Consider the following 23,966-nt stretch of genomic DNA (forward strand, 5'->3'; position numbering starts at 1 on the left):
AGCTTGATTCCTGTTAGGACTCCTTCAAAAAGCCATCGGATATGTTGCCTTCGAACCTCACTTTTATCAAAGAGCAGTTGGATTCCCTTGAATCCAAAATGTTGGCTGAAGTGGACAAAAGGAGTTTTTTACTAAAAACCCTTCATCCCGAACAATTTCATTCTGCCAGAAACCTGATTCATTATCTTACCCTCAGGAAAGAGGAAATTAGGCCTTTGCAGAATGAACTGCATACGCTCGGCTTGTCCTCACTGGCAAGTGCCGAAAGCCATATCCGCAGACAAATCCAAGCGATACAGGAGCGCATTGGGATGGAATATTCCCCCGAACAATTGGAAGTCTGCACCTATGATTTCAGCAAGACAATTTTGGCCAATAAAAACATCCAGCTTTTCGGCCCCAAACCTGGCCTTGACGAGCCTTACATCATGGTCACTTTCGATGTGTCTTTTGCAGAAAACCTTGACCTGATCAAGAATCTACTGAAAAAGGGGATGAATGTTTGCCGCATCAATTGTGCACATGATGACGAAAAGACTTGGTCCAAAATGATCCTAAACCTCAAAAAAGCCTGTCAAAAAACCGGATTGAATTGTAAAATCTATATGGACCTCGCTGGCCCAAAAATCCGGACTCAAATTCTGAACAAGGGTAAAGACAAAGGAAAAGTCAAGATCAAACTGGGACAATTGATTTGGTTGGCTTACGAAAGTGGTGGTTTTGAAAAGGAAGATGTCGTCATCAGTCCAAATGAACCGGGTATCATTCCCTTTCTGAAAATTGGGGAGAGGGTTTTCATCGACGATGGGATCATCCTCGGATTTGTCGAAAAAATCAAAAAAGGGGTCGCTGGTATTCGGATCACAAGGATTTCATCCTCCAAAAGTCATATCAAAAAGGGGAAAGGCATCAATTTTCCGGACACCCATTTGTCCATTCCCTCTCTCACGGATTATGATAAAAAATGCCTGCCTTTCATCTGTTCCCAAGCAGACTTGATTGGGTATTCCTTTGTAAGGACTCCTGAAGATATCACAGAACTTCACAAATTGTTACAAATACAATCCCAGCAACCGCCAAAACTCATTCTGAAAATCGAAACGCATGAGGCTGTTAAAAATCTCCCACATCTTCTCCTTGCGGGTATGCAACAAGCTGCCTTTGGAGTGATGATCGCAAGAGGGGATCTGGCTGTAGAAATTGGATTTGAAAGGACTGGAGAAATCCAGGAAGAAATCCTATGGATCTGCGAAGCTGCGCACACACCTGTGGTTTGGGCCACACAAGTCTTGGAAAGCCTCAACAAATCCGGGATGGCTACCCGTTCGGAAATCACCGATGCCGGGCAAGCCGCCCAAGCCGAATGTGTCATGATCAATAAAGGGGAATATACATTGGAGGTACTCGAAGCCTTCCGAAACATTTTCCATCGAAGTATGGCCCATAAAACAAAAAAACGCTTCATTTTCCGCCCCTTGGGAATTGCGGCCAAGTTTATTGATTCCTAAGTATACTGTATCCCTTGGATAATTTTTCGATTGCCATTAGTACACAAAATTTGAACCGTTTTATACAGTATCAATTTTATTCCGGTTTGTAATTGCTTATTAATCGGCCGGTTGTTTACTGGTTTTGACTTCTCCGTTTTAGGTTTTACATTATTATCCAAATAGCCTGATTTTTTTTGCATTTATAGCCCTATTTGGAAACCTAATGCATATTTCGGGTTTAAGTGAGGGATAGCAGGTAGTCCGTACCCAGATTTTTTTCAAATAAAAAGAGATTTTTTTCTTCTTTTTTATTTAATCATCGTAATATTGCAATATCATATTCACCTTTCTGAGAGTCATTGGTTAGCTTTACTTTGTGCAAAGAAAAGTGCCTGTGCAATTCGGAAACAGATTTCATTTCAACAAAAAATAGCAAGACAATGGGAGTAACAAAATCAGCACTCTTTACGGCCGAGCAAAATCAAATGGCTCAGTTCGCCAAAGTTTTGGGGCATCCTGCAAGAATCGCCATTATCCAATATTTGCTTAAATCCAATACCTGTATCAATGGGGATCTGGTCCTTGAGCTGGGTTTGGCACAGGCAACGATCAGTCAGCATTTGCGGGAATTGAAAGAAATTGGGATTATCCAAGGCACCATCGAAGGAGCTTCAGTAAGTTATTGTATCCATCATGGGAGGTGGATAGAGTTCAAGGAAATATTCAGTGCACTGTTTAACCAATACGAAGGCCCTGACGCAAATACCTGTTGTTGAATAAACCCACTCAAAATCATTGAAAATTCGCTAAAACCAAAATCATGAAAACCTCAGAATTCACCACATTACTCGAACAAAACCCTGGCTTGGCTTTGTATTTTGAATACCAGGAGGGGAAATATGTAAGAACGGACTACCACATCACCGAAATTAAAAATGTCAGTTATGACACAGTGGATTGCGGTGGAATTCAAAATGCGTGGAATGAAGTCCATGTGCAGCTTTGGGAAAACCAAATCCCTGAACCGGATCACCATGTGGATACGACCAAAGCTTTGAAAATCTTCCAAGTGGTAGACAAAGTTCGGTCAACCCTCAAAGACGTCGAGATCAAATTCGAATACGGAAACGCTTCTTTTCCAACAGCAATCCTGCCCATAAGCAACCTCCTAAACAATGGCTCAAGCATCATTGTACAATTGACACCAGACCAAACCTCCTGCAAAGCCAAGGACAGGGCGACCAGCCCAGAAGAAGCGGCAGCGGCCTGCTGTGGTACTCCCGTCAAAAAAAGCATCCAATTGTCTGCGATTTCAGCGGCAGAATGTACTCCTGGCGGGGGATGTTGCTAATAAATTCTAGACAGGGGAAGTAACATTAAAGTGTCATGACCCCTGTCTTTTGATTTTGATTTCACTTAAAAATTCCCTCAAAAACTGATGAATCCCACCCTCCAAACCACCATCAACAAAGCCAAAACGCTTCCAATTTCGGAAGAAAGAAAGGCCATTCTTCAGGAATTCATCCAGTATATCCAACAAAAAGTGGATGCTGGAAAGACCGTCAACCTGAATTTTATCTGTACGCACAATTCCCGACGCAGCCAGTTTTCCCAGATCTGGGCACAGACCGCTGCAGACCTCAATGGCATCGAAGCCGCCTGTTTTTCAGGAGGAGTGGAAGTCACCGAATTCAATGAAAGAGCTGTAAATTCTATCAAACGTGCGGGATTTCGAGTGACCAAAAATGGCCTTGAAAACCCTAAATACTTCATTTTCCATTCGGATGATTCGGAACCAATTGTCGCATTTTCCAAGATTTTTGATGATTCCGCCAATGCGCCTACGGGTTTTGCCGCAATTATGACCTGTTCCCATGCTGACGAGAATTGTCCCTTTATCCCAGGTGCTGAAGCCAGGATTCCGGTCAGGTATGAAGATCCAAAAGCTTTCGATGGCACTCCGGAAGAATCCGAGAAGTATGACGAGAGGAGCTTGCAAATCGCATCCGAAATGTTTTATGTATTTTCCAAAATCAAAAAATAATGAGCCCTGTTTTGGAACAACCTAAAAAGCAAATCGCATTCTTCGAGAGGTATTTGAGTCTTTGGGTAGCCTTGTGTATCGGTTTGGGAATCCTCATTGGGCATTTTGCGGGAGCAGACCTTGCTTTCCTGAGTGGAATGGAGATTTACAATGTCAATATCCCCATCGCCATCCTCATCTGGATGATGATCTATCCGATGATGCTGCAAATCGATTTTTCCAGCTTGAAGAAAATCGGAAAATCTCCAAAAGGACTTTTGCTTACCCTTGTGATCAATTGGCTGATCAAGCCCTTTACCATGGCTTTCTTTGCCTGGATATTCTTCGATCAAATTTATTCGGCTTTCATTTCGCCAGAATTGGCTGGGGAATATATCGCCGGAGCCATTATTTTGGGCGTTGCGCCCTGCACTGCAATGGTCTTTGTATGGTCTTATCTCACCGATGGCGATCCCAATTATACGTTGGTACAAGTCACCGTCAATGATTTGATCATTCTGGTTGCATTTGTTCCCCTCGTTGGCTTATTGCTTGGGATCACGGACATCACGGTCCCCTATGATACTTTGGTCGCCAGTGTTTTGATTTTTGTGGTTGTGCCCTTGGTAGCGGGGATCATCACGAGCAAGACTTTGGTCAAAAGCAAAGGGGAAGTCTGGTTCAAAAAGGAATTTCTCCCCAAATTCAAGCCCGTCAGCATCATTGCCCTTTTGCTTACCTTGGTGTTGCTGTTTGCTTTTCAGGGCCCCAATATCGTGGACAATCCCCTGATCATCCTGCTTATTGCCATTCCCTTGACAATACAGACCTATTTTATTTTCTTTTTGGCATGGTTTGGAGGAAGAAAACTGAAACTTTCCCATGCGATCTGTTCCCCGGCCGCAATGATTGGGGCAAGCAATTTCTTTGAGTTGGCAGTGGCGGTCGCGATTGCCTTATTTGGTTTGCAAAGCCCGGCGGCTTTGGTGACGGTTGTCGGTGTTTTGGTGGAAGTTCCAATCATGCTGTCTCTGGTAGCCTTATCCAATAAGTGGAAGTATTGATGAAAAAGTGAAAAAATCCGAGAAATGTGGATATTCCGGTATTTGCCTGACTTCCGGAGTCAATTTCATCTAAAAATCGGGGCAACTGAAGGATTGAAATCTATCGGTTGCCCCGCTTTTTTGCTTTACATCAATCTCAACTTCACCCCGCCATTGATCACAAATCCATCCAAAGGTGCATAAATGTCCCTAAAGTTGGGATTGTCGAGATTTCCGGTGAAGATGCTGTCAAACCTTGTTTGCCGGGCATCCAGGAAATTTTCGAAATTGATATAGAGGGAGAATTTCTCCCATATTTTCTCCGCCATCAAACCCACAATCCAATAGTCTCGGCCAATCGTACCGTCGCTCAATTTTTGCTCACTGAAATAATAGCCTTCCAGTCCTACTTTCCATTCTTCTTCCACTTCATAGAATAGGACCGTATTGACCCTATGTTTCGGGGTCAGAGGATTTGGGCGTGTCGTTCCATTTTGCCTTAGGCGTGCATCCGTGAATGTATAGCCCAAAAAGAGCTTGAAATCTTGGTATTCCAGCTTGACATTTGTTTCGGTTCCCTTTGATTCACTGGACCCCTCGATATTGACAAATCGGAATCCTGCCTGAACCTCCTCAAGAAACAAAGGATTATCGAGATAGGTGTAGAAAAACAGATGGTTGATACTCAGAAACAATTGGTCATCGAAAAGTCCGGTTTTGTAATTCACATCCCAATTCAACCCGTAGCTTTTTTCAAGCCTGTTGGTATTGGGATCAATCGGCAAGACATTTCGGTATTGGATCCTTTCGCTTTCTTCCGTGAAAATGGTCGGGGCTTTATAGCCCAGTCCTCCACCAATTCGGGAAGTGGCTTTTGGAGAAACACGATAGAGAAGTGCCGCTTTGGGGAGGATTGCCCATCCATAATTCCCCACATAATCTGTTCTTAATCCAGTTTCGAGGGTGGTTTTTGCTGAGGTTTTCCACGTGTTTTGGAGAAAGAGCCCAAAAGTATTCAAGTCATAATCCCTAAGGGAAGCCGAACCAAATTGCTCTTCACGGAAGCTTTCGGTCCAGATATTTCCCCCAAGGACCCAGTCCATTTGTTCCAGATCCATTCCCATGGAAATCTCGCTGAAGGTCGATTGTTGCAATCCCTTGAAGCGATAATCCCCGGAAGTCAATCCCCGGTCGAAGAAATTGACACTGTTTTTCACTTGGAAATGCCGACGATCATCGAATTTGTGGTCTAAGAAAAACTGGCTGCTTACCCGCTGGGTTTTGTTTTCCTCGAAGAAGCCATTCGGGTTTTCCTCAGGATTTTTGATATAGGCCACGTTGCCGCCCAGTCTGTCTTCGAAGGTGGTGTTCAGCCCAAAATTCAATTTTGTTCTTTCAGAAGGATAGAGAAAAATACGGGGGTTGAAGGTGAACCTTTCGAATTTCGGGATGGCAGTTAACCCAATATCAGCAGGATCGTAAGGACTGTTGGTGTTGTAGGCTCCAAAAATGGTGGTTCCGGTCTTGTCGTTTCTTTTGCCATAAAAACCGCTAAGATCCAGTCCCCCTGCATTGGTCCCGTTGAGGAGGAAACTCAATTCTCCATCCGTTTCAGGGGTTTTGGAAATCAAGTTTACCAATCCTGCAATGGCACCTCCACCGTAAAGTGTGGAAGCAGAACCCTTGATGACTTCCACCTGTTTGAGATCCAATGGAGGGATCTGGAGCAGTCCCAGCCCACTTGCCGCACCGGAATAGAGGGGAAACCCGTCCTTCAGGATTTGGGTATATCTTCCGTCCAATCCCTGGATTCTGATTCCGGCATTGGCGCTGGTGGGGGAAGTGATTTGGACTTGGATGCCGGTACTTTCACTGAGCAGCAATCGGATATCACCGGGTTTCATGTTGGCTTTTTCCTCCAGCTCTTCCCCTGCGATAAACTCTACCCGGGTGGGGATGTCCTCGATGGATCTGGAACTCCTTGTGGAAGAAATCGTGACCACATCCATTTCCTGTTCCTGTGGTTGGAGAAAAACGACAATTGGATTTTGGCCCATCTCTGGGATTTCAAAACTCAGGGTTTTTGCTTCATAGCCCATCAAGGAAAAGCGGATGCTGATTTTTCCCGTGGGAATGTTTTCCAGGACAAGAAGTCCTTGCAGGTCAGAAACTGCGCCGGCAGTACTTCCGGTGACCATGGCCAAAACTCCGACGAGTGCTTCTTGGGTGTTTTGGTTTTTAAGTGAAAATGAAATGGATTTTTGGGCAAAGGCATTGCCAAGCAAAAGGCAAAGCCAAAAGGCCAGTATGTACTTTGGCATGTTGGTATTTGATTTTTTGGATGAGTTTCAATAAGTTTTTAAAGGGGTCCGGTGGAATGTGGATCAGTGGATTATCCGGATTCCGGTGTGGTTGGAACCGCGGATTCAACCCGTTTGATGTCCGTATAGTCCTAAACTAAGAAGGCATACGTTTCCAGCAGGTGAAATTCAACCCGAAATATGCATTAGGTTTCTAAATGGAATCGAAACTGCAAGAAAATCAGCCTATTGAGAGAGAAATTTCTGAAACCAATAAGGTAAGGCCAAAATAGTCAAGACCTAATTGATTATCCGTTACTTACAATCTTGAATTGAGTTCGTAATGCATAAAACGGGTTCAACCGAGTTTTGGTGGTTGCCAAATGGAAAAGGAGATTTCCGGAATGGAAAAAAATGGATAAATGGGAGGAATGCTTTTCAAATCTAAAATCTCCGAGCAGGTAGCTGTCAATGCGTTGGGGAAATAAACTGCTGCACAGGTTTGACAAGGTCCAAAAGGATTGCAACAATGGTGATTTTCATGGTCATCCGCCGCTTCCTGTTCCATTGTAATACTGTCATGATGGCAATCCTCCTCCACATGCAAAGGCGCCGAGGCCAAAAACAGCACATAAAGGAGCAATAAGAGCGGCAGCATTTTCACACAAGAAAAGTAATCAATTTTAAGGTGAAATTGGTTTTTTTATGATTGGGAAAATTCTCTTGACGGAATTTTTGATCGAAATCTCAAAATGCATTGTAACTGTTCCATCTCCAATCAATCGGTTAGGCATGGAAGCAAATAATATCCAATGTAGAAAGATTCATCGGTAGTATTGAGCCAATATGGATAGACAACAGTGCTGATGAAAGTTAGAACCTCGGGCCTCGATTGAATCCGTTTTATACATTGCGACTGCCATTCAACACAGTATTTGTCTGATAATTGGTCCGTTGTTGACTTTTATTGACTTCACCATATCGGTTTCAGGAATTGGTCTCCCAATGGTTTGATTTTCTTTCGGTCCCAATATCCATAGTAAGCCTAATGCGTATTTCGGGTTGAAATAGGGGCAATACATAAAAAACCCTTCTGAAGTATAATCAGAGGGGTTTTTATTTTGAAATTAAAAAAATCACATTTCAAATAGGTCCATTCCCTTCATTATCCATCTTCTTTCCTTGATGTCGAAAGTTACTTTCTGGTCGGGAAACTCAATAAATTCTTCTTTTCCGGAATTTTGTGGATAGTAGGGGCTCAGGTCTTCGCCTTTCACCATTTTATCAAAAAGCATAAAGCCCTTCTCTTTCATTTCGGGTACTTCAAATTTCCAGGTCCTAAAAACCTCTTCATAGTAGGTGAGTTCGCCATTGGCATTTCTTTGCATTTTGACTCCGATTGCTATTTTTTTCTCTTTTAGGGAGGGGGCGATCCTGCTGGTCAATACATATTCATAATCATCTTTTTGATGATATGCTTCCACTGTATATTCTTTGGCAAGCGTGCTGTAGTGTTCATCAAAATCCGCATCAAACTTATTTTCTTGGGTACCTTTTTTTGGAAGGTGCCCCATATAACGAATGGTTGTCAACAAGAGCTGGCTTTTTTCCACTTCTGTTAAATGCTTGTCGGCCTCGTATTTATTCTCAGTAGAACAAGCAGAAACCAATAGCATCAGGGCAGCAAGGATTGGAAATAGGAATTTCATTGCTTTTTGAGATTTAGGGATAAAGATAAAAAGACTTGCCATTGGCATCAAGCCAATGACAAGTCTTTCACTAGGTTTAAGAAATCTTATTTTGCGTAAACAATATTCAATGGAGAGAACTCAGCCCATCCATCCGTCCAATCCGTTGTGCCAAATGCACCAACGAAAGGAACATTCTTGTCAAAGAAAGCAGTTCTTGTGGCTTCTGAAAATTTAGCATCTTCAAAAGAAGCTCCCGTCAAGAGTGTTCCATTTGCCACCAAAGAAAAGTTGGGATTGTTTGGATAATTGGCTACGGTATATTTTGCAAAGAAATTGTCTGGGTTCAGACCATATCCTCTGTAGAAAGCTTCCCATGGACCATCAGCTGCAGGAAGTGAAACAGAGGTGTTTTTGGATTCCCAATAAGCTTTTACATTGGCCACATCAGCACCACCACCAGCTGCATAGTCCGTATTTGGGTTGATCAGGATATTGTTTGTCAATACTCCTGTACCAGATTGGTACTGTTGGGTGACCGAAGCAGTATTGAACCTCAAGCCTACAGGGAAACCTGCAATAACTGAATTGGCAATGGAAACCGCAGTTCTTCTTCTCATATCCATTCCGTGGAAGTTGTTTCCGGAAATTGATCTTCCGACTCTGTCTCTTGGTCCATAAATCGTGATGTTGGAGAAGGTTCCGGTGGTATATGGCTGCACGTCATTGTCGTTTGGTCCATTGTCGGTTTCAAAGCCATTTGACTGAGACTGATCCGCATAGAAAGGATTCCTTACGGCCAAACCAAACTGAACATTTCCTGAATAACCGTAATCTACATCGAAATCATCATCCCAAGTAGAATGGGAAATCAAATATCTTCCATTCACTGTACCGCCAAACCATTCAAATCCGTCATCTCCACCAAAGGATACCATCAGGTGTTCCATGAAGGTGCCTCTTCCAACACCACCCATCGTGATGGAGTTGGTTTCATTGTTTGGCGTCAATTCAATTCCTGCATATTCCACTCTAAGGAATTCATATTCTCCGGAACTGTCAGCATCGTCCTCTCCACCAAAATTGGCGACAGGATCGATTCCTTCCACAGCTGGATTCGCCTGGTTGGTTTTAGCCCTTCCCAAGATCACCAAGCCACCCCAGTCAGAGCGGTCTCTTTCACCTGGAGCCTGTGCGGAGGTCATGATGATAGGAAGTGCTTTTGTACCTCTTGCAATCAATTTACCGCCTCTGTTTACGATCAATGTGCCTTTTGATCTTTTCTCGCCGTAGATAACTGTTCCTGGCTGAATAGTGACCGTTTGGCCAGTTTGGATAAATACTTGTCCTTTTAACAAATACTGCTTGTCAGCAGTCAGTGTTCTGGTCGACAAGTCACCTATAAGTTCTACAAGGGTTTCTTCCGGTTCCGGTGTAACGGGTGTTGGGTTGTCTTCTCCACAAGAGAAAGAGAAGGCCAGCAATGCCGCAAAAGCAGCGAATTTCAGGGTCTTTTTCATTTTTAATGTCAATTAAGTAATTGGTTAAGTAATGTTTTTGCTATTTAATCCTGTAGCTAAGAGAGGCACTGAAAAGGCTTCCTTTTTTCCACAGGTACATGGGATCATCCACTTTGGTGTCGATTTTCCTGTCGAAGTTTGAATCTTGGTAAAAACGATATTGGAAATTAAGTAGGTCCTGTACACCAAACTTGAAGGTGGTCCTGTCACGGAAAGTCTTGGAGACGGTCAAGTCAATTGCCTGTCTTGGCATTTCATAGATCTCGGGATTGTTGGCATTTCCTGCCACAAAGATTCTTGGACCGGTCACATTATAAGCCGCGCTTATTTGGACATTACTGTTTGGATTGATGTAGTACAATGCGGCGTTCACAACATAAGGCGATTGGCCTTGTAATGCCCTTCTGCTATCCTGAAAAGACACATCATCCCCCAAAAAGACTTCCGACCAGATCAAAGAAGCGTTGACGTTGAAGGAAAGATCCCTTAAAAACGGTGCTGATGTGAAGGAACTGAATGCCTTTCTGGCTTCCAACTCCACTCCGTATACCGTTGCGTCCACTGCATTGGCATATGTAAATTGGAGCTGCTCTGTTACGTTCTGCTGAACCGTTTCGATAGGCTTATCAAAGAATTTGTAAAACGCGCCGAAGCTGAATGTTTCTCCCTCATTCGGGTAAAATTCATACCGGAGATCAAAATTGTCGATCCGTGCCATTTCCAGATTTGGATTGCCAAAGAAACCAGCGAGGTATTCAAAACTGTAGTAAAGAAAAGGAGCGAATTCCCTGAATTCCGGCCTGTTCAACGTCTTTCCATAGCCCCCTCTGATCAAGGATTTTTTGTTGATGTTATAATCCATGTTGAAGGAAGGAAGCACTGCCAGCTCTCTTTTGTCCACTCGAACCAATCCGCCATCATTGCGACTGTCAAGTTGCTGGATGCTGTATTCGGTTCTTACGCCACCGGAAAAGTTAAATGCTCCCAATGGATACACTCCACCAATGTACCCTGCAGACACCAAAGTGGAAGCATCGTAACTGTCTGTCGGACGGGTACCTTCCTGAATCAACCAGCCATCATTGTTTCTGTAATTTTCAGGAGCGAAGGATTGGTCTATCGGGAGACGGATTAAATTCTCCTTAGAACCAGTTTCGTGAAAACCTGGATAGTATGTTGTGATGTAGCGGGCATTGAAATTTCTTGCCTTGTAATCCACCAAATACCCTGCTCTCAAAATCCTTGGTCTGTCTTTTTCTACACCTTTGAATTTTTTCTCGAAATTGACGCCGTTGCTGATGCCATAATCTTTGAGGTAACCATAAAACCTGCCCAAATCCTGGGGACTGGACGCTGGAGGGTCATTGATTACATATTGTCCTTCTGAACCTTCAGTACTGAAATAACTCCTCAACCTTCTGAAATCAGGCTCTTCTTGGTACATGTAATTGCCTCCCAAAACCCAATTCAACTTCGTTTGCTCATCGTTGAAAAAATGTGTTCCTTCCAGTTGACCTGAATAGATCAGTTTGGATTCATAGCGGAAAGCATAGTCCCTTGCACCTTCAGTTCTTTGCACAAAATCTTTGCCCTCTCTAAGAACGGTTTCGTTCAAACCTGTTTGGTTGAAGAGATTTCGGAATTCGATTTTATTGTCCTTGTTCAATCTCAAAAGCCAGTTGGACATGATCCCCACTTCGTTGCTTTTGGAGTAATAATCATCAAAGTACTCATCCCTTTTTTCAGTGATCGCGCCTGGCACCGGGAAGAAATATCTGTTTCTTTCGGCTTGATAATATTGCTGGTTTTGGGCCCAAGTAAAACTTGTAACGGTGGAGAGTCTTTTGCCTCCAAGGCTCCAATTTTTCCCGAATGACAAGCCCGAACTTAGGTTTGGCAATGCAGTACTGGTGTTCACCCCATAATTATTGTCCAAAAGCCTTCCCGCTTCTGCTCTGAGTGGACTGCCTCCTGAGGCGTTTAACAATTGATCGGTAGTTGGGAAATTTTTTGGCAAATCCCTGGAAGTATCGAATCCGAGAACATCTGTTTTAGAGCCTCTTGTTTGCTTGTAGTCTTGAAGTGAAGTCCCGTTTCTGAAACCAACACCCATTCCAAAATTGATGAAGTCCTCATCAGGGGCATTTTTGGTAAAAACCTTCACCAAACCGCCCGCAAAATCTCCAGGAACTTCCGGAGAAGGGGATTTGTAGATCATCATCCTGTCCAGGTTTTCGCTTGGGATCAGGTCGAAAGAAAAAGTTCTCTTATCCACTTGGGTGCTCGGCGCAATGGCATTGTTGATCATGACCACATTGTATCGGTCATCCACACCCCTTACTCTTACAAATTTATTGTCGACGATGGTAACACCCGAAACCCTTTTCATCACTTGGGCGGCATTGCCATCTTGTGAAAGCTTGATTTGGTCAGCAGAGATGCCACTGACTACTTGAAGGGATTTTCTGATTTCGGAAACAATGGCCACATTAGAGCCTGTTTCCCGGGTGGCCATGACGACCACTTCTCCCAAATCCCCAAGATCTTCTTCCAATTTTACATTCAATACAGTGGCTTTTTCTGCCACTACCTGAATGTCTTCAAATCGAATGCTTTTGTAGGAAATGAATGAGATCACCAAGGTGTAACTCCCTGGCTCGACTCTGGTGATTTCAAAATCACCATCCAAGCCGGTGGCCACACCAAGACTGGTGCCTTCCAATCTGACATTGGCTCCGATGATGGTTTCTCCGGATGCAGCATCCGATACGACTCCTCTTATGCTTCCGGATTGGGCTTGCAGTCCCAATGCGAAAAAGAAGGTCAACAGCAATAAACAAAGATTTTTCTTCATGTGGAAATACGTGTTTTTACGAACACCACAAAGGTCAGAAGAGAATGTTAACTGATAGGGTAGTAAAAATTATCAATTCATTAATTAGGGGGTATTTAAAAAGTTTCAGCCATCACAATAATTTAATATTGTGATGGCTGAGCAATGGATTTGAATCAATTTAAATCGCTATTTCTTTGGAATGAAGCTTATTTCAATGTTACGCTTTTGTTAATGGGGATTTTGTCCAAAATAATCCTGACCAGATCGCGGCTATTGACCCGGTCCGCTTCAGCCTCATAATTGAGTATCAATCTGTGATTGAGCACATCTTCGGCGATTTCCTTGATGTCCTCAGGCAATACATAATCCCTTCCGTCCATATAAGCAACAGCCCTTGCAGCAAGGTTGAGGTTTATACTGGCCCTAGGCGAAACGCCAAATTGGATGTACTTGGATTCTTCTTTCAATCCGTATTTTTCAGGGAATCTTGTCGCAAATACCAATTCGATGATATAGTTTTCCAAAGGCTCTGCGATTTTCACTTCATTGATCTGGGAACGAATTGCAAAAATATCCTCCTTGGTGAGTATCGCGTTGACTTCGGATTTAAAATGCATGTTTGCCATCCTTCTCATCACTTCCAATTCATCTGATTTGGAAGGATAGTCAATATGGACCTTCATCATAAATCTATCTACTTGGGCTTCCGGAAGCGGATAGGTTCCTTCTTGGTCCACCGGATTTTGCGTAGCCAAAACCAAAAAAGGCCTGTCCAACATGTACGTGGTTTCCCCAATGGTGACCTGTTTTTCCTGCATGGCTTCCAGCAAGGCAGACTGAACCTTGGCCGGAGAACGGTTGATCTCATCCGCCAAAATAATATTGGAAAAAATCGGACCCCTTTTGACCTTAAAATCAGCTTCCTGCTGGTTGTAGATCATCGTTCCGATCAAATCCGAAGGCAAAAGATCCGGGGTGAATTGTATCCTTTTGAAATCAAGGTGAAGCACTTTTGCCAGTGTGTTCACCGTCAATGTCTTCGCCAATCCAGGAACGCCTTCCAATAAAATATGGCCATTGGTAAAAAGACCGATCAAAAGTCTGTTGACCATCCGGTCCTGACCAACGACGATTTTCCTAACTTCTTCTATTACCTCTTGAATTTTCTGTTGATGCATGGTTTGGTTATTGGTTGATTGGAATGCTCACAAAGTGAGAAGAATACCCAAAGGTACGGAATCCAAAAGGCTTATCCTTTGGGAACGGGACGGATTGCCCAGTAACAACCCATTTTCTGAATGGTCTCCTTTGAAATAGGATTGAAAATGAATTGGTGCCAAAATTAGAATAAAATAGATGCTATCCCAATACCTATTTTGGGTAATTTATCAGCGGTAAAATGCAGCCAAGAATCCGACTATTTTTCACCTTTTCTTCTTAACGGCAGATTTTCCAATAAATTTAAAATTTGTGGTTTTTTTACCATCCGACAATTGCCCTACCCGAAGATGCAACAGTCGATAGATTTCCTCCTGGGAAAATTCCCGGACTTCTCCCACATCAAATCCACTGATGGTGAGCTCCTCCATCGACCAGCGAACCAATCTCAAAGTCGGGAATCCGACCGCTGCGGTCATCTTGCGCACCTGTCGATTTTTTCCTTCAGTCAACTTCAACTCAATCCAGCTGTCGGGAACATTTTTTCTGTACCTGATCGGTGGGTTTCTTGGAGGCAATTGCGGTTCCTCATCCAACAATCGGGCCTCTGCTTTTTGTGTGGCATACATTTTCCCATCCACATTAATTTCCACCCCATTTTGCAAAGCAGCGATCGCCTCAGGTGAAGGAATCCCCTCCACTTGTGCCAAGTAAGTCCTTTGGTGCTTAAATTGAGGATTGAGCAGGTGGTGGTTCAGCGGCTTGTCATCTGTGATCAAGAGCAAGCCTTCGCTGTCTTTGTCCAATCTGCCGACGGGATAGACCTCTTTCGGGAAATCCGAAACTTCTTTCAAGGAATCCTTTTCGCCGCTAAATTGGCTAAGGATTCCAAAGGGTTTGTAAAGAATAAAATAACGAGGACTGGACATTTGTAATAGAAAGGGGCAAAAATTTTGATTACAATCAGGAAATGGATTTGGAAAACAGAAATGGATTTGTTCAAAAAAAGAATCGTTGTGAAACGGAGAAAAAAGAGGGTCGAAATCTTGCCTTTTATGCAATCTTAAGGACCCTCAATATGTTTTTTCAGCCGATCAACTCCCACATCCTATGCAATCAAAATGGCTGTCCATTGGTTTGACGCCCATGCGTTGCATTTTTAGATTATGGATCTGATCACGGATTTCCATGTCCTGAAACATGTCTCCGGTAAGGGACCCTTCCAGACGTTCTATTTCAGTGTCCAAAGCGGTGGTTTGTTCTGTATTCATAAGGCCTTTGTTTTGGGGATTAGCAAAATTCAAGATATAAAAGTTCAGGGATTTTCGTCAATTTTTTTTAGCCACTGAATAGCAAAGATTTAAATTTCCTTTTTTAAAACGTTCTTAAATTTTCCAAAAAGGAACAATTCCAACCATTATTTTGTCATTATTACATTAAAAGCATCTCCTTTTTTGATTTTAACCCAAAGCACATGAAGCAAACAGACCTTAAATCACTTTTGGCGCTCCGCAAAACCCTGCACAAAAACCCAGAAGTTTCCGGCCGGGAAATTGAAACCTCTAAAAGGATAAAGGAATTTTTTATACCCTTGAAGCCCGATCTAATCATCGAAAAACTAGGAGGTGAGGGGATTGCATTCGTATTTGAAGGTTTGGAAAAAGGTCCTGTTTCGCTTTACCGCTGCGAGTTGGATGGCTTGCCTATCCAGGAGAAAAACGACATTCCCCATATTTCAACACTTCCCGGAAAGTCCCATGTATGTGGGCACGATGGACATATGGCCATCATATCCGGATTGGGTTTGGAATTGTCCAAAAATCGACCACAAAAAGGGAAAGTGGTTCTGCTTTTTCAGCCTGCTGAGGAAACCGGGGAAGGCGCAGCCGCCATCCTGAAAGACCCCAAGTTTCAACAGATCAAGCCCGATTATGCCTTTGCCCTCCATAATCTTCCTGGATATGAACTGAATCAGGTCATCATCAAGAAAGGTGCGTTTGCAGCTTCTTCCGTGGGAATGATTGTCAAATTGCATGGCAGAACCTCCCATTCTGCCCACCCAGAGGCTGGAAACAGCCCCGCTGAAGCGATGTGCAAAATTATTTTGGCCTTGGAAAGACTTCCGGATGCCATGAAAAAATTCACATTGGTGACCGTTGGCCATGCCCAGCTTGGAAATGTTGCCTTCGGAACCACGCCAGGGGAAGCGGTGGTGATGGCCACGCTGAGATCCTTTGACAATGAAACAAGGGATAAGTTGGTTGGTTACGCCGAAAAACTCATCGCTTTGATCGCAAAGGAATACGGACTGACATTTGAAATCACCTATACCGAATCTTTTGCCGCCACCCACAACGATCCTGACGCCTGGCATTTGGGAAATGAAGCCGCCAAAAAATTGAAGTTGAAAACCAAACATATTCGGGTTCCTTTCCGCTGGTCGGAAGATTTCGGCTTATTTTCCGATTATACCAAAACCCTGCTCTTCGGCTTGGGATCAGGCAAAAAACAACCGCAACTCCACGAACCCAATTTTGACTTTCCAGATGAAATTATCCCTACAGGAATCCAAATGTTTTTGGAAATCATGGCACAAATCCACGGCAAACCAGAAGTAGCCCAATCCTAAAATCAAAACGCAATCGTCCAAGAATGAACCACTTGGTTCACCGGAATTCCTGGAACAGCAATTCGCCCTATTTAAATCCCTTTATGAACCACACTTCTTACATTGAAATCAGTAAATCCTCCTACAAAAAAAACATTCAATTTATACGGTCGGAGGTGGGTCCGGGACCCACGATTTCGGCTGTGGTAAAGGGAAATGCCTACGGTCACGGAATAGAAAATATCGTCCAAATCGCAGAAGCGGCAAACATAAGACATTTCAGCACTTTTAGCTCAGATGAGGCCCTCCGGGTTTACCAAAGCAGCAAAAAAAACAGCGAAGTCATGATCATGGGGATGCTCGCCAATGAGGACCTGGAAGAAATCATCAAAAAGGGGATCGGTTTTTTCGTTTTTGAATTCGACAGATTGAACGCCGCTACAGAGGTAGCAAGAAAGATCGGTGTGAAGGCCAAAATCCATATCGAGGTAGAGACCGGTTTTCACCGGACGGGATTTGAATGGGAGGAAAGGGAAAAACTCGAACTGTTTCTCAAAAACAACCTTGAATTTCTGGACTTAAAAGGACTGTGTACGCATTATGCCGGTGCGGAAAGCATCAGCAATTATGTGCGGGTTATGGATCAGATCAAAAGATACCACCAATTCAAAGATTGGTTTGCCGAAAAGCAAATCGAATTTGAAAAGTACCACACAGCCTGTTCTGCAGCTACATTGAATTATCCGGAAACGATCATGGACTTGGTCCGGATCGGAATTGCCTCTTACGGCTTTTGGCCGACACAGGAAACCTACATGAGCAAGTTCAAACAACTGCCTGAAAACAACAAAAACCCATTGAAAAGGCTCATTTCTTGGAAAAGCTCCATCATGAGCACCAAAAAAGTCAAAATGGGAGACTTCATCGGCTATGGCTCCAGTTATATGGCTCCGCGAAACATGACCATTGCCTTGGTGCCGATTGGGTATTCCCATGGATACAGCAGGATGTTGAGCAATTTGGGCAAGGTGCTTATTGGCGGCCAACTCGTATCAGTGGTAGGAACGGTCACGATGAACAGCATTGCGGTGGACATTACAGATCTGAAAGGGGTCGGGAAAGGGGACGAGGTCGTCCTGATCGGAAAACAGAAAAAAGGAGAAGTCACGGTAGCTTCCTTTGGAGAATCCACACAACAGGTAAATTATGAATTGCTGACCCGCTTGCCTCAGGATATTCCAAGGAAAATCATTGCCTGATTATTGGGGTTACAGATCTCCAAGCTAATTTTCAGATTCGGGATCAATAAAATATAACGGTTTTGTTCCCAAAAGGGAAGATTTTTCTCCCCAAATGATATCTAATGGCCTTGGAAAGGACAACTTTTTCCACGTCTTGGCCCATTTGAACCAAGTCAGAAACGCTGTTATGGTGCCTGACCCGCGCCACGTCCTGTTCGATGATCGGACCTGCATCCAATACCTCAGTCACATAATGGGCGGTGGCGCCAATGATTTTCACACCCCTTTCATAGGCGGCATGGTAGGGTTTGGCTCCGACAAATGCCGGCAGGAAAGAGTGATGGATATTGATGATCTGATTGGGATAATGCTGGATGAAATCCCCGCTCAGGATCTGCATGTATCTGGCCAGCACGATAAAATCCACATCATGGGATTTCAACAAATCCAATTGTTTTTTTTCCGCCTCAGCCTTGTTGGCATTGGAAGTGGGGATGTGGTGAAAGGGAATTCCAAAATTGTCCACTACTTCTTTCAGGTCCAAATGGTTGGATATGACCAAGGGGATTTCTACCTCAAACTGTCCGGAATAATACCTGCTTAGGATATCAAATAGGCAATGGGAGAGTTTGGAGACAAACAAGGCCATTTTTGGTTTGGGGGAATTGAAATGTAGATTGTACTCCATCCGAAAATCTTTCCCAACCTTTTCCCAGAAAACAGCCCCAATTTCTTCTTTTGCCAAGGCAAAACTTTCAAGTTCCCAGGCTGCGCGCATAAAGAACATCCCCATGGCTTGGTCCACATGCTGGTCTATTTCAAGAATATTGCCTTTGTTCACAAACAAAAAATCAGAAACCGCCGCTACGATCCCCTTTTGGTCTGGGCATTGGATGATTAAAATCGCTGTTTTCATCGGAAGTAATTAGGATTCAAAAATAAAAATATCCAAAATGAATGTTGTTTTTCCAAATATTTTCAAAAAAAGCATGAAATAGATAATAAAAACACAATGGAACAACCGAAAATCGGTTATTCCAACAATGCCTGAATGTCATCCTTGCTGAGGGTCTTCATGAAGCTTTCCTCGGTACTGATCAATTCCCCGGCAAGGGCCATTTTTCTTTCCTGCAGGGCCATAATTTTTTCCTCCACGGTATTGTGGGTAATAAATTTATAGATCATGACCTTATTTTCCTGACCGATCCTGTGCGCCCTATCGATCGCCTGTGACTCAACTGCAGGATTCCACCAAGGATCCAACAAGAACACATATTCCGCTTTGGTTAGGTTTAGACCCACTCCACCGGCCTTTAGGGAAATCAGGAATATTTTGATTTTGTCATTTTCCTGAAAGGATTCCACCTGGGCTTGTCGGTCCTTGGTCGTTCCGTCTAGGTAAGCATAGGGGATTTGTTTTTCCTCCAAATATTCCTTCACAATGGCCAAATGCCGAACAAATTGACTGAAAACCAAAACCTTATGCCCCTCACTCGCCGTGGCATTGAGCATGTGGATCACATCCTCCAGTTTCCCGGAATCTCCCGTATAGTCTTTGTTGGTCAAGCGGGGATGGTTGGCAATCTGTCGCAGCTGGGTCAAACCCCGAAGCAGCATGAATTGTTGGTTTTTAAGTCCCGGAAGACTATTTTCATTGACGATTTTTTCCCTGTAATAGCTCTTCACTTCCTCATAGGCCTTTTCCTGATCGGGTGTCATGGTGGAATATTTCACATTGACAACCTTCTCGGGAAGGTCGGTGGCCACTTGGGTTTTCAACCTCCTTAGGACAAAGGGTTTGATCATCGCATTCAATTTGATGGCCTTGTCCCGGTCGTTCTTTTTCTCAATCGGCAATAAAAACTGTTTTTTAAACATGCTCTGATTGCCCAGAAGTCCATTGTTGATGAAATTCATCTGGGACCAAAGATCCATGGTGCCATTCTCCACGGGCGTTCCTGTGAGGATGAGTTTGTGCTTGCATTTCAACTCATTGACTGCCTTGGAAATGATACTTCCCGGATTTTTGATGGCCTGGGATTCATCCAAGATGATGTAGTTGAAATAAAAATCCTGTAGGAGTGAAAGGTCCATCCTTGTGATCCCATAGGAGGTCAATACCAAATCATATTTGGCAAATCGACTGTTGTCTTTTAGTCTTTGCGTGCCGGTATAGACCAAAATCTTCAATTCGGGCGTAAATTTCTTGGCCTCAAGTTCCCAGTTGTAAATCAGGGAGGTTGGCATCACCAAGAGTGATGTCGCGCCTGAAGTCCTTTGTTTTTCGTGGGCCAGAAGCGCCAGTGTTTGGACAGTTTTTCCAAGACCCATGTCATCTGCCAGGCAACCTCCAAACCGGTATTCATTCAGAAACCGCAACCAATTGTACCCCGCTTTTTGATAAGGTCTGAGTGTTCCATGAAAAGTCTCAGGAAGATCATAGTCTTCAATGGTGTCAAAGTCCTTCAGTTTTTCCAGTTTTTTGCTCAGGGAAAGCTGGACAAGGTTGTGGTTTTGCAGTTCCAAGGCCAGTGCGATGTGGTGTTTTTTCAACTTCAGCACGGGGTCGTTCTTTTCCTGATCTTCCAAAAAGGAGAAAATCTCTGAATAATTGACAAACCACGCCTCGGGGATAACGGCGATTTCTCCATTGGGCAACTCAAACTCCGATTTTCCCTGAAGCAAAAGTTTCCGGATTTTGGAGAACGGGATTTCGTAGGTGCCAAACCGGATCAAAGCGTTGACATCAAACCAGTCGATGTTTTCCTTTACCTCCACACTGATGTGTGCATGGCCTATAAAGTAACGTTTTCCTTTAAAAATGGCAGATTGGCGGATTTTGATCCCCATTTCTTCCAAGTTGTCCTTATGGGTATTGATCCATCCAAAGGCTTTTGACTTGGTCAGGGAAAAACGGGAAGATTTAACCGGAAGACCCAAATCCTTCAGATAATCTCCATAGGACTTTTCCTTTTCCAAGTCACGGATGACTTTGTGAAAAACATAGTTGTTTCCCAATTCCTCGAGTTCGACATTGTTGGAAGCCTTTTCTTCTGAGCGAAACGCATAGTCACCATATTGGAACTGGAGGTCAAAAACGATCTGGTCTTCGTCCTCATTTTCCAATTTGTTGCCAAACAGGTCCAATTTTGGGGTTCCGGGAAGGTCACTGAGACTCAGGACTGGTTCTGGCTGACTTCTCTCCACCTTGATGTCAAAACCTTGGGCATAGACGTCAAAGGAGGCCACTAGCTGGGTGACAAACTTTTTGTAGTATTGTTGCTCGATTTTTTTGGGAATGACAATGAATTTTTTGTTCAGAAATGGCTGTAGCTTTTTTCCATCCACACCTTTCGCAAAACTAAAAAGATTGTTGTCCACCACCAGCCAGGCGGGGTCGTGACAGACCAGATAGCCATTCCGATATTGCCATTCCAGTTTTTCTCCCCGGTATTTGATCGTTGGGAAATAATGCGTGTTTTCCTCATTTCTTCGGAAATGGAAAAGCACTTTGGCTTTTTCCGGCATGATCTCAATTTCCCTCCAAATCGGATTGCCATCATTTCCCATCTCAAACAACCGTTTTCCCTGGAGGTTTTCAAGGACCTTAGCCCTCAATCCTTCCACTTTGACCTCGATCAGTTCTTGGATGGTTTTGTTTCCGGTTTTTTCATCATAGATCTTCCGAAGATATTCCTTGGCTTTAAGTTTCTTGGTATTGAGTTTTTTCACCAAGGCATCCTGTTGCATTTCATCCATCCACTGAATCAGTGCATAGTCCTTCTCATCAAGACCTGCAGCAAACTCGGGTGCATTGACATGCGAAATATTTTGGTGGGCAAACGAAAGCCTGCCCTTTTCATCCAGCTGAATCACAAAGGATTCGAAAAGCAATCCAAGGTATTCGTGGCTAAATAGGGAGTATACAATCTCAAAAGGCTTCTCGGAAGAAACTTTCATAGTTTTCTGGGAAAATAATCAACGGAGCAAAACTGTCCAATCAACAGTTTTTTTGAATTTAAACTAGCTCGAAAATTAAACAATAAAATTTATAATAAGGGGTTTTCCCAGAAAGAATGGGAAATAAATAGGAGAAATAAGACAAATTATAAGAGGTTGGGAAGAATTTAATCATCCGGAAAGTCCAAATATGCAAAAAATGAGGTGTGGATAGGTTTTTATTGCCCTTTCCTACCCGTAAACCGATCGACCAATTTTCACCCAAATATCCAGGAATGCGATGGCCAATGACATTATCTTTTCTTCCGTTTTTTGGGAAAAACGGCTGTTCTTACTTTGGGATTGCCCTGAGTTGGTTTTTGTATTGCAGCCACTTTCTCACTCTTAAAAACTGTTCCCATTTGGGAAAAAGCGTAATGTCCTGGATGCCATGGATTTCAGCGTAGAGTCTTTCAGCAAGCGGATAATTCCCAACTTTGAAAGCCTGAAAGGCATATTTTACAGCGACCATTGCCCGGGCATGTTCAAGTTCCTGTTCTATATAGGCATCTCCCGATTTTTGCAAGGCGAATTCGATTGAATCGGGGCTGGTTTTCACCGAATTGGACTGGATTTTGTTTTTCAGGACCAAACCTTCCAAAGTTGTACAGCGACTCAAGGCCACATAGACTTGTCCGGACTCGAAAGAGCGACTGATGTCCAAGATCGCCCGTTCAAAAGTCAAGCCTTGGCTTTTGTGGATGGTAATGGCCCAGGCGAGTTTCAGTGGGAATTGAGAAAAGGTACCGATCACTTCGGATTCTACATGATCCTCTTTTTCGTTGTATTTGAATTCCACGTTTTCCCAAAGCTCCCTTTCCACCTCGTAAATCCGTCCTGGCATGGATTGTACCTGAATAGAATTCTTTTCGATCTTCGTGATCTTCCCGATCATGCCATTGTAATAGCCCAAAAAGGAGTTATTTTTCATGAAGATTACTTGGGCACCCACCTTGAAGGTGAGATCCATCGGGTCAAAAGGAGCCATGTTCGGCGGAAAATTGTCCTTGATTATCCCGGGAAAATGATGTTCTGTCCCCTTCAGTTCTTCCAGCTTTTTGCTGTTGATTTCTGCGATGGTCTGATTGTGCGTTCCCAGCAACACATATCCCTGGTCCAAAAGGTCAAAGGAATATTTTTTGACCGTTTGGTTCAACAAGGCAATATCGTCAAAGGTGTGTGAAGATTCACGGACCCTGTTGAGCAAGGCCTTGAACTCTTCGTCCTTTTGCCGATAGATTTTCTGAAGCTCGATATGAATGGGCTGCAGGCTTTTGAATGCATGGGAGCCAAAGAAAAATCTGGTATTGTAATGTTGGGACAAATGCTGCCAGTCCTCATTTCGGACCACGGGCGGCAATTGGAAAGGATCTCCGATGAGAATCAATTGGACTCCCCCAAAAGGCAGGTGCAATTTTTTTCTGAATACCCGAAGGATTTGATCGATCACGTCCAAAAGCTCCACACGGACCATGGATACTTCATCGATGATCAGGATGTCGAGCCTTCTGATCACATCCAGCTGGGGTTTTGCAAATGAAAAAGTCTTGAATATGGAGGTCTTTTTGTCACGGGCATTGGGCTGAAGCCGGGGATCTCCAGGCAGGAAGAGCTGCCTTGGATCAATCCTGAAGAAGGAGTGAATCGTTTTTCCCTTGGCATTGATGGCAGCGACTCCTGTAGGAGCGATCACAGCCATATTTTTATCCAGGTTGATTCTTTTTAGCGTATGGAGGAAAGTGGTTTTGCCAGTTCCTGCCCTTCCGGTGAGAAAAAGGGATCTTTCGGAGAAAAGCGCAATCTCCAAAGCCTGAATAAATGCCTTGTTTTCGGTGTCGAGATTGTTCTTTTTAAACTCGTCATAAAAAAACTGCTTCAAAGAAAAAGAGGACATTCGACTGGGTTTTGATGAATCCCCCAAGGTAAGGAGAAATTGAATGATTCCCATTGACAGCCTCCACAAACAGCCTAAAATTAAAGCCTATTACCGCCCAGACTCACATCTTGCTGCCAATTTATCTCACGCAATTTCATTGGAAAAAAAACTTTGTTTCATAAAA

Annotated in this window: 18 protein-coding genes; 7 read left to right on the top strand and 11 right to left on the bottom strand. The window is 43.5% G+C overall.

Annotation, left to right across the window (positions count from 1 at the left end; all coding sequences use genetic code 11):
* Window positions 1-41: 41 nt before the first annotated feature.
* The 5 genes from Q7J63_RS08635 to arsB all read left to right on the top strand — a co-directional run bounded on the left by Q7J63_RS08635 (window position 42) and on the right by arsB (window position 4,577).
* A complete protein-coding gene (locus Q7J63_RS08635; RefSeq protein ID WP_304885438.1) occupies window positions 42-1,508 on the top strand; it encodes a pyruvate kinase in 1,467 nt (488 codons plus the stop codon).
* Between the two features lie 422 nt (window positions 1,509-1,930).
* Complete coding sequence (locus tag Q7J63_RS08640) at window positions 1,931-2,266, top strand: helix-turn-helix transcriptional regulator (protein ID WP_304885440.1); 336 nt, start codon at window positions 1,931-1,933, stop codon at window positions 2,264-2,266.
* Between the two features lie 44 nt (window positions 2,267-2,310).
* Entirely contained in the window at window positions 2,311-2,841 is a 531-nt protein-coding gene (locus Q7J63_RS08645) for a DUF6428 family protein (RefSeq protein WP_019596030.1), read from the top strand.
* Between the two features lie 87 nt (window positions 2,842-2,928).
* A complete protein-coding gene (locus Q7J63_RS08650) occupies window positions 2,929-3,534 on the top strand; it encodes a protein-tyrosine-phosphatase (RefSeq protein ID WP_304885442.1) in 606 nt (201 codons plus the stop codon).
* Window positions 3,534-4,577 (top strand): ACR3 family arsenite efflux transporter, encoded by a 1,044-nt coding sequence (gene arsB, locus Q7J63_RS08655; RefSeq protein ID WP_304885444.1) that lies wholly within the window; start codon window positions 3,534-3,536, stop codon window positions 4,575-4,577. Before Q7J63_RS08650 ends, arsB begins: the two co-directional genes overlap by 1 nt.
* 125 nt (window positions 4,578-4,702) lie before the next feature.
* Here arsB and Q7J63_RS08660 read toward each other — a convergent pair whose 3' ends face one another.
* The 8 genes from Q7J63_RS08660 to Q7J63_RS08695 all read right to left on the bottom strand — a co-directional run bounded on the left by Q7J63_RS08660 (window position 4,703) and on the right by Q7J63_RS08695 (window position 15,329).
* Complete coding sequence (locus Q7J63_RS08660) at window positions 4,703-6,877, bottom strand: TonB-dependent receptor domain-containing protein (protein WP_304885446.1); 2,175 nt, start codon at window positions 6,875-6,877, stop codon at window positions 4,703-4,705.
* Between the two features lie 337 nt (window positions 6,878-7,214).
* Window positions 7,215-7,514 carry a hypothetical protein gene (locus tag Q7J63_RS08665; protein ID WP_019596025.1) on the bottom strand — a complete coding sequence of 100 codons (300 nt, stop codon included), beginning with the start codon at window positions 7,512-7,514 and terminating at the stop codon, window positions 7,215-7,217.
* A 478-nt stretch (window positions 7,515-7,992) separates the two neighbouring features.
* Window positions 7,993-8,565, bottom strand: coding sequence for a hypothetical protein (locus Q7J63_RS08670; RefSeq protein ID WP_304885448.1), 573 nt, complete (start codon window positions 8,563-8,565; stop codon window positions 7,993-7,995).
* An 86-nt stretch (window positions 8,566-8,651) separates the two neighbouring features.
* The gene (locus Q7J63_RS08675) at window positions 8,652-10,064 is read right to left on the bottom strand and encodes a hypothetical protein (protein ID WP_019596022.1); all 1,413 of its coding nucleotides are present in this window, start codon (window positions 10,062-10,064) and stop codon (window positions 8,652-8,654) included.
* 40 nt (window positions 10,065-10,104) lie between these two features.
* Window positions 10,105-12,918, bottom strand: coding sequence for a TonB-dependent receptor (locus Q7J63_RS08680; RefSeq protein WP_304885450.1), 2,814 nt, complete (start codon window positions 12,916-12,918; stop codon window positions 10,105-10,107).
* Between the two features lie 188 nt (window positions 12,919-13,106).
* On the bottom strand, window positions 13,107-14,078 hold the full coding sequence (locus Q7J63_RS08685; protein WP_019596020.1) for a MoxR family ATPase: 972 nt from the start codon (window positions 14,076-14,078) through the stop codon (window positions 13,107-13,109).
* A gap of 246 nt (window positions 14,079-14,324) precedes the next feature.
* The gene (locus Q7J63_RS08690; protein ID WP_304885452.1) at window positions 14,325-14,987 is read right to left on the bottom strand and encodes a pseudouridine synthase; all 663 of its coding nucleotides are present in this window, start codon (window positions 14,985-14,987) and stop codon (window positions 14,325-14,327) included.
* Window positions 14,988-15,152: 165 nt separating this feature from the next.
* Window positions 15,153-15,329 (bottom strand): hypothetical protein, encoded by a 177-nt coding sequence (locus Q7J63_RS08695; RefSeq protein ID WP_169368192.1) that lies wholly within the window; start codon window positions 15,327-15,329, stop codon window positions 15,153-15,155.
* Window positions 15,330-15,532: 203 nt separating this feature from the next.
* On the opposite strand from Q7J63_RS08695, the gene Q7J63_RS08700 reads away from it, so the two are divergent.
* Window positions 15,533-16,687 (top strand): amidohydrolase, encoded by a 1,155-nt coding sequence (locus Q7J63_RS08700; protein WP_304885455.1) that lies wholly within the window; start codon window positions 15,533-15,535, stop codon window positions 16,685-16,687.
* A gap of 83 nt (window positions 16,688-16,770) precedes the next feature.
* Window positions 16,771-17,925, top strand: a complete 1,155-nt coding sequence (gene alr, locus Q7J63_RS08705; protein ID WP_304885457.1) for an alanine racemase — start codon at window positions 16,771-16,773, stop codon at window positions 17,923-17,925.
* 43 nt (window positions 17,926-17,968) lie between these two features.
* Here alr and purU read toward each other — a convergent pair whose 3' ends face one another.
* The 3 genes from purU to Q7J63_RS08720 all read right to left on the bottom strand — a co-directional run bounded on the left by purU (window position 17,969) and on the right by Q7J63_RS08720 (window position 23,800).
* Window positions 17,969-18,823, bottom strand: coding sequence for a formyltetrahydrofolate deformylase (purU, locus tag Q7J63_RS08710; protein WP_304885458.1), 855 nt, complete (start codon window positions 18,821-18,823; stop codon window positions 17,969-17,971).
* Between the two features lie 116 nt (window positions 18,824-18,939).
* Window positions 18,940-21,867 (bottom strand): DEAD/DEAH box helicase, encoded by a 2,928-nt coding sequence (locus tag Q7J63_RS08715; protein WP_304885460.1) that lies wholly within the window; start codon window positions 21,865-21,867, stop codon window positions 18,940-18,942.
* Between the two features lie 331 nt (window positions 21,868-22,198).
* Window positions 22,199-23,800, bottom strand: a complete 1,602-nt coding sequence (locus Q7J63_RS08720; protein ID WP_304885462.1) for an ATP-dependent RecD-like DNA helicase — start codon at window positions 23,798-23,800, stop codon at window positions 22,199-22,201.
* Between the last annotated feature and the right edge of the window lie 166 nt (window positions 23,801-23,966).

Origin of the sequence: Rhodonellum sp. (assembly GCF_030656585.1) — a bacterium.
Lineage (GTDB): Bacteria > Bacteroidota > Bacteroidia > Cytophagales > Cyclobacteriaceae > Rhodonellum > Rhodonellum psychrophilum.

Coding starts and splice junctions, on each gene's coding strand:
- Q7J63_RS08635 (WP_304885438.1), top strand. CDS start 42: ATGTTGCCTTCGAACCTCACTTTTATCAAAGAGCAGTTGGATTCCCTT.
- Q7J63_RS08640 (WP_304885440.1), top strand. CDS start 1,931: ATGGGAGTAACAAAATCAGCACTCTTTACGGCCGAGCAAAATCAAATG.
- Q7J63_RS08645 (WP_019596030.1), top strand. CDS start 2,311: ATGAAAACCTCAGAATTCACCACATTACTCGAACAAAACCCTGGCTTG.
- Q7J63_RS08650 (WP_304885442.1), top strand. CDS start 2,929: ATGAATCCCACCCTCCAAACCACCATCAACAAAGCCAAAACGCTTCCA.
- arsB (WP_304885444.1), top strand. CDS start 3,534: ATGAGCCCTGTTTTGGAACAACCTAAAAAGCAAATCGCATTCTTCGAG.
- Q7J63_RS08660 (WP_304885446.1), bottom strand. CDS start 6,877: ATGCCAAAGTACATACTGGCCTTTTGGCTTTGCCTTTTGCTTGGCAAT.
- Q7J63_RS08665 (WP_019596025.1), bottom strand. CDS start 7,514: ATGCTGCCGCTCTTATTGCTCCTTTATGTGCTGTTTTTGGCCTCGGCG.
- Q7J63_RS08670 (WP_304885448.1), bottom strand. CDS start 8,565: ATGAAATTCCTATTTCCAATCCTTGCTGCCCTGATGCTATTGGTTTCT.
- Q7J63_RS08675 (WP_019596022.1), bottom strand. CDS start 10,064: ATGAAAAAGACCCTGAAATTCGCTGCTTTTGCGGCATTGCTGGCCTTC.
- Q7J63_RS08680 (WP_304885450.1), bottom strand. CDS start 12,918: ATGAAGAAAAATCTTTGTTTATTGCTGTTGACCTTCTTTTTCGCATTG.
- Q7J63_RS08685 (WP_019596020.1), bottom strand. CDS start 14,078: ATGCATCAACAGAAAATTCAAGAGGTAATAGAAGAAGTTAGGAAAATC.
- Q7J63_RS08690 (WP_304885452.1), bottom strand. CDS start 14,987: ATGTCCAGTCCTCGTTATTTTATTCTTTACAAACCCTTTGGAATCCTT.
- Q7J63_RS08695 (WP_169368192.1), bottom strand. CDS start 15,329: ATGAATACAGAACAAACCACCGCTTTGGACACTGAAATAGAACGTCTG.
- Q7J63_RS08700 (WP_304885455.1), top strand. CDS start 15,533: ATGAAGCAAACAGACCTTAAATCACTTTTGGCGCTCCGCAAAACCCTG.
- alr (WP_304885457.1), top strand. CDS start 16,771: ATGAACCACACTTCTTACATTGAAATCAGTAAATCCTCCTACAAAAAA.
- purU (WP_304885458.1), bottom strand. CDS start 18,823: ATGAAAACAGCGATTTTAATCATCCAATGCCCAGACCAAAAGGGGATC.
- Q7J63_RS08715 (WP_304885460.1), bottom strand. CDS start 21,867: ATGAAAGTTTCTTCCGAGAAGCCTTTTGAGATTGTATACTCCCTATTT.
- Q7J63_RS08720 (WP_304885462.1), bottom strand. CDS start 23,800: ATGTCCTCTTTTTCTTTGAAGCAGTTTTTTTATGACGAGTTTAAAAAG.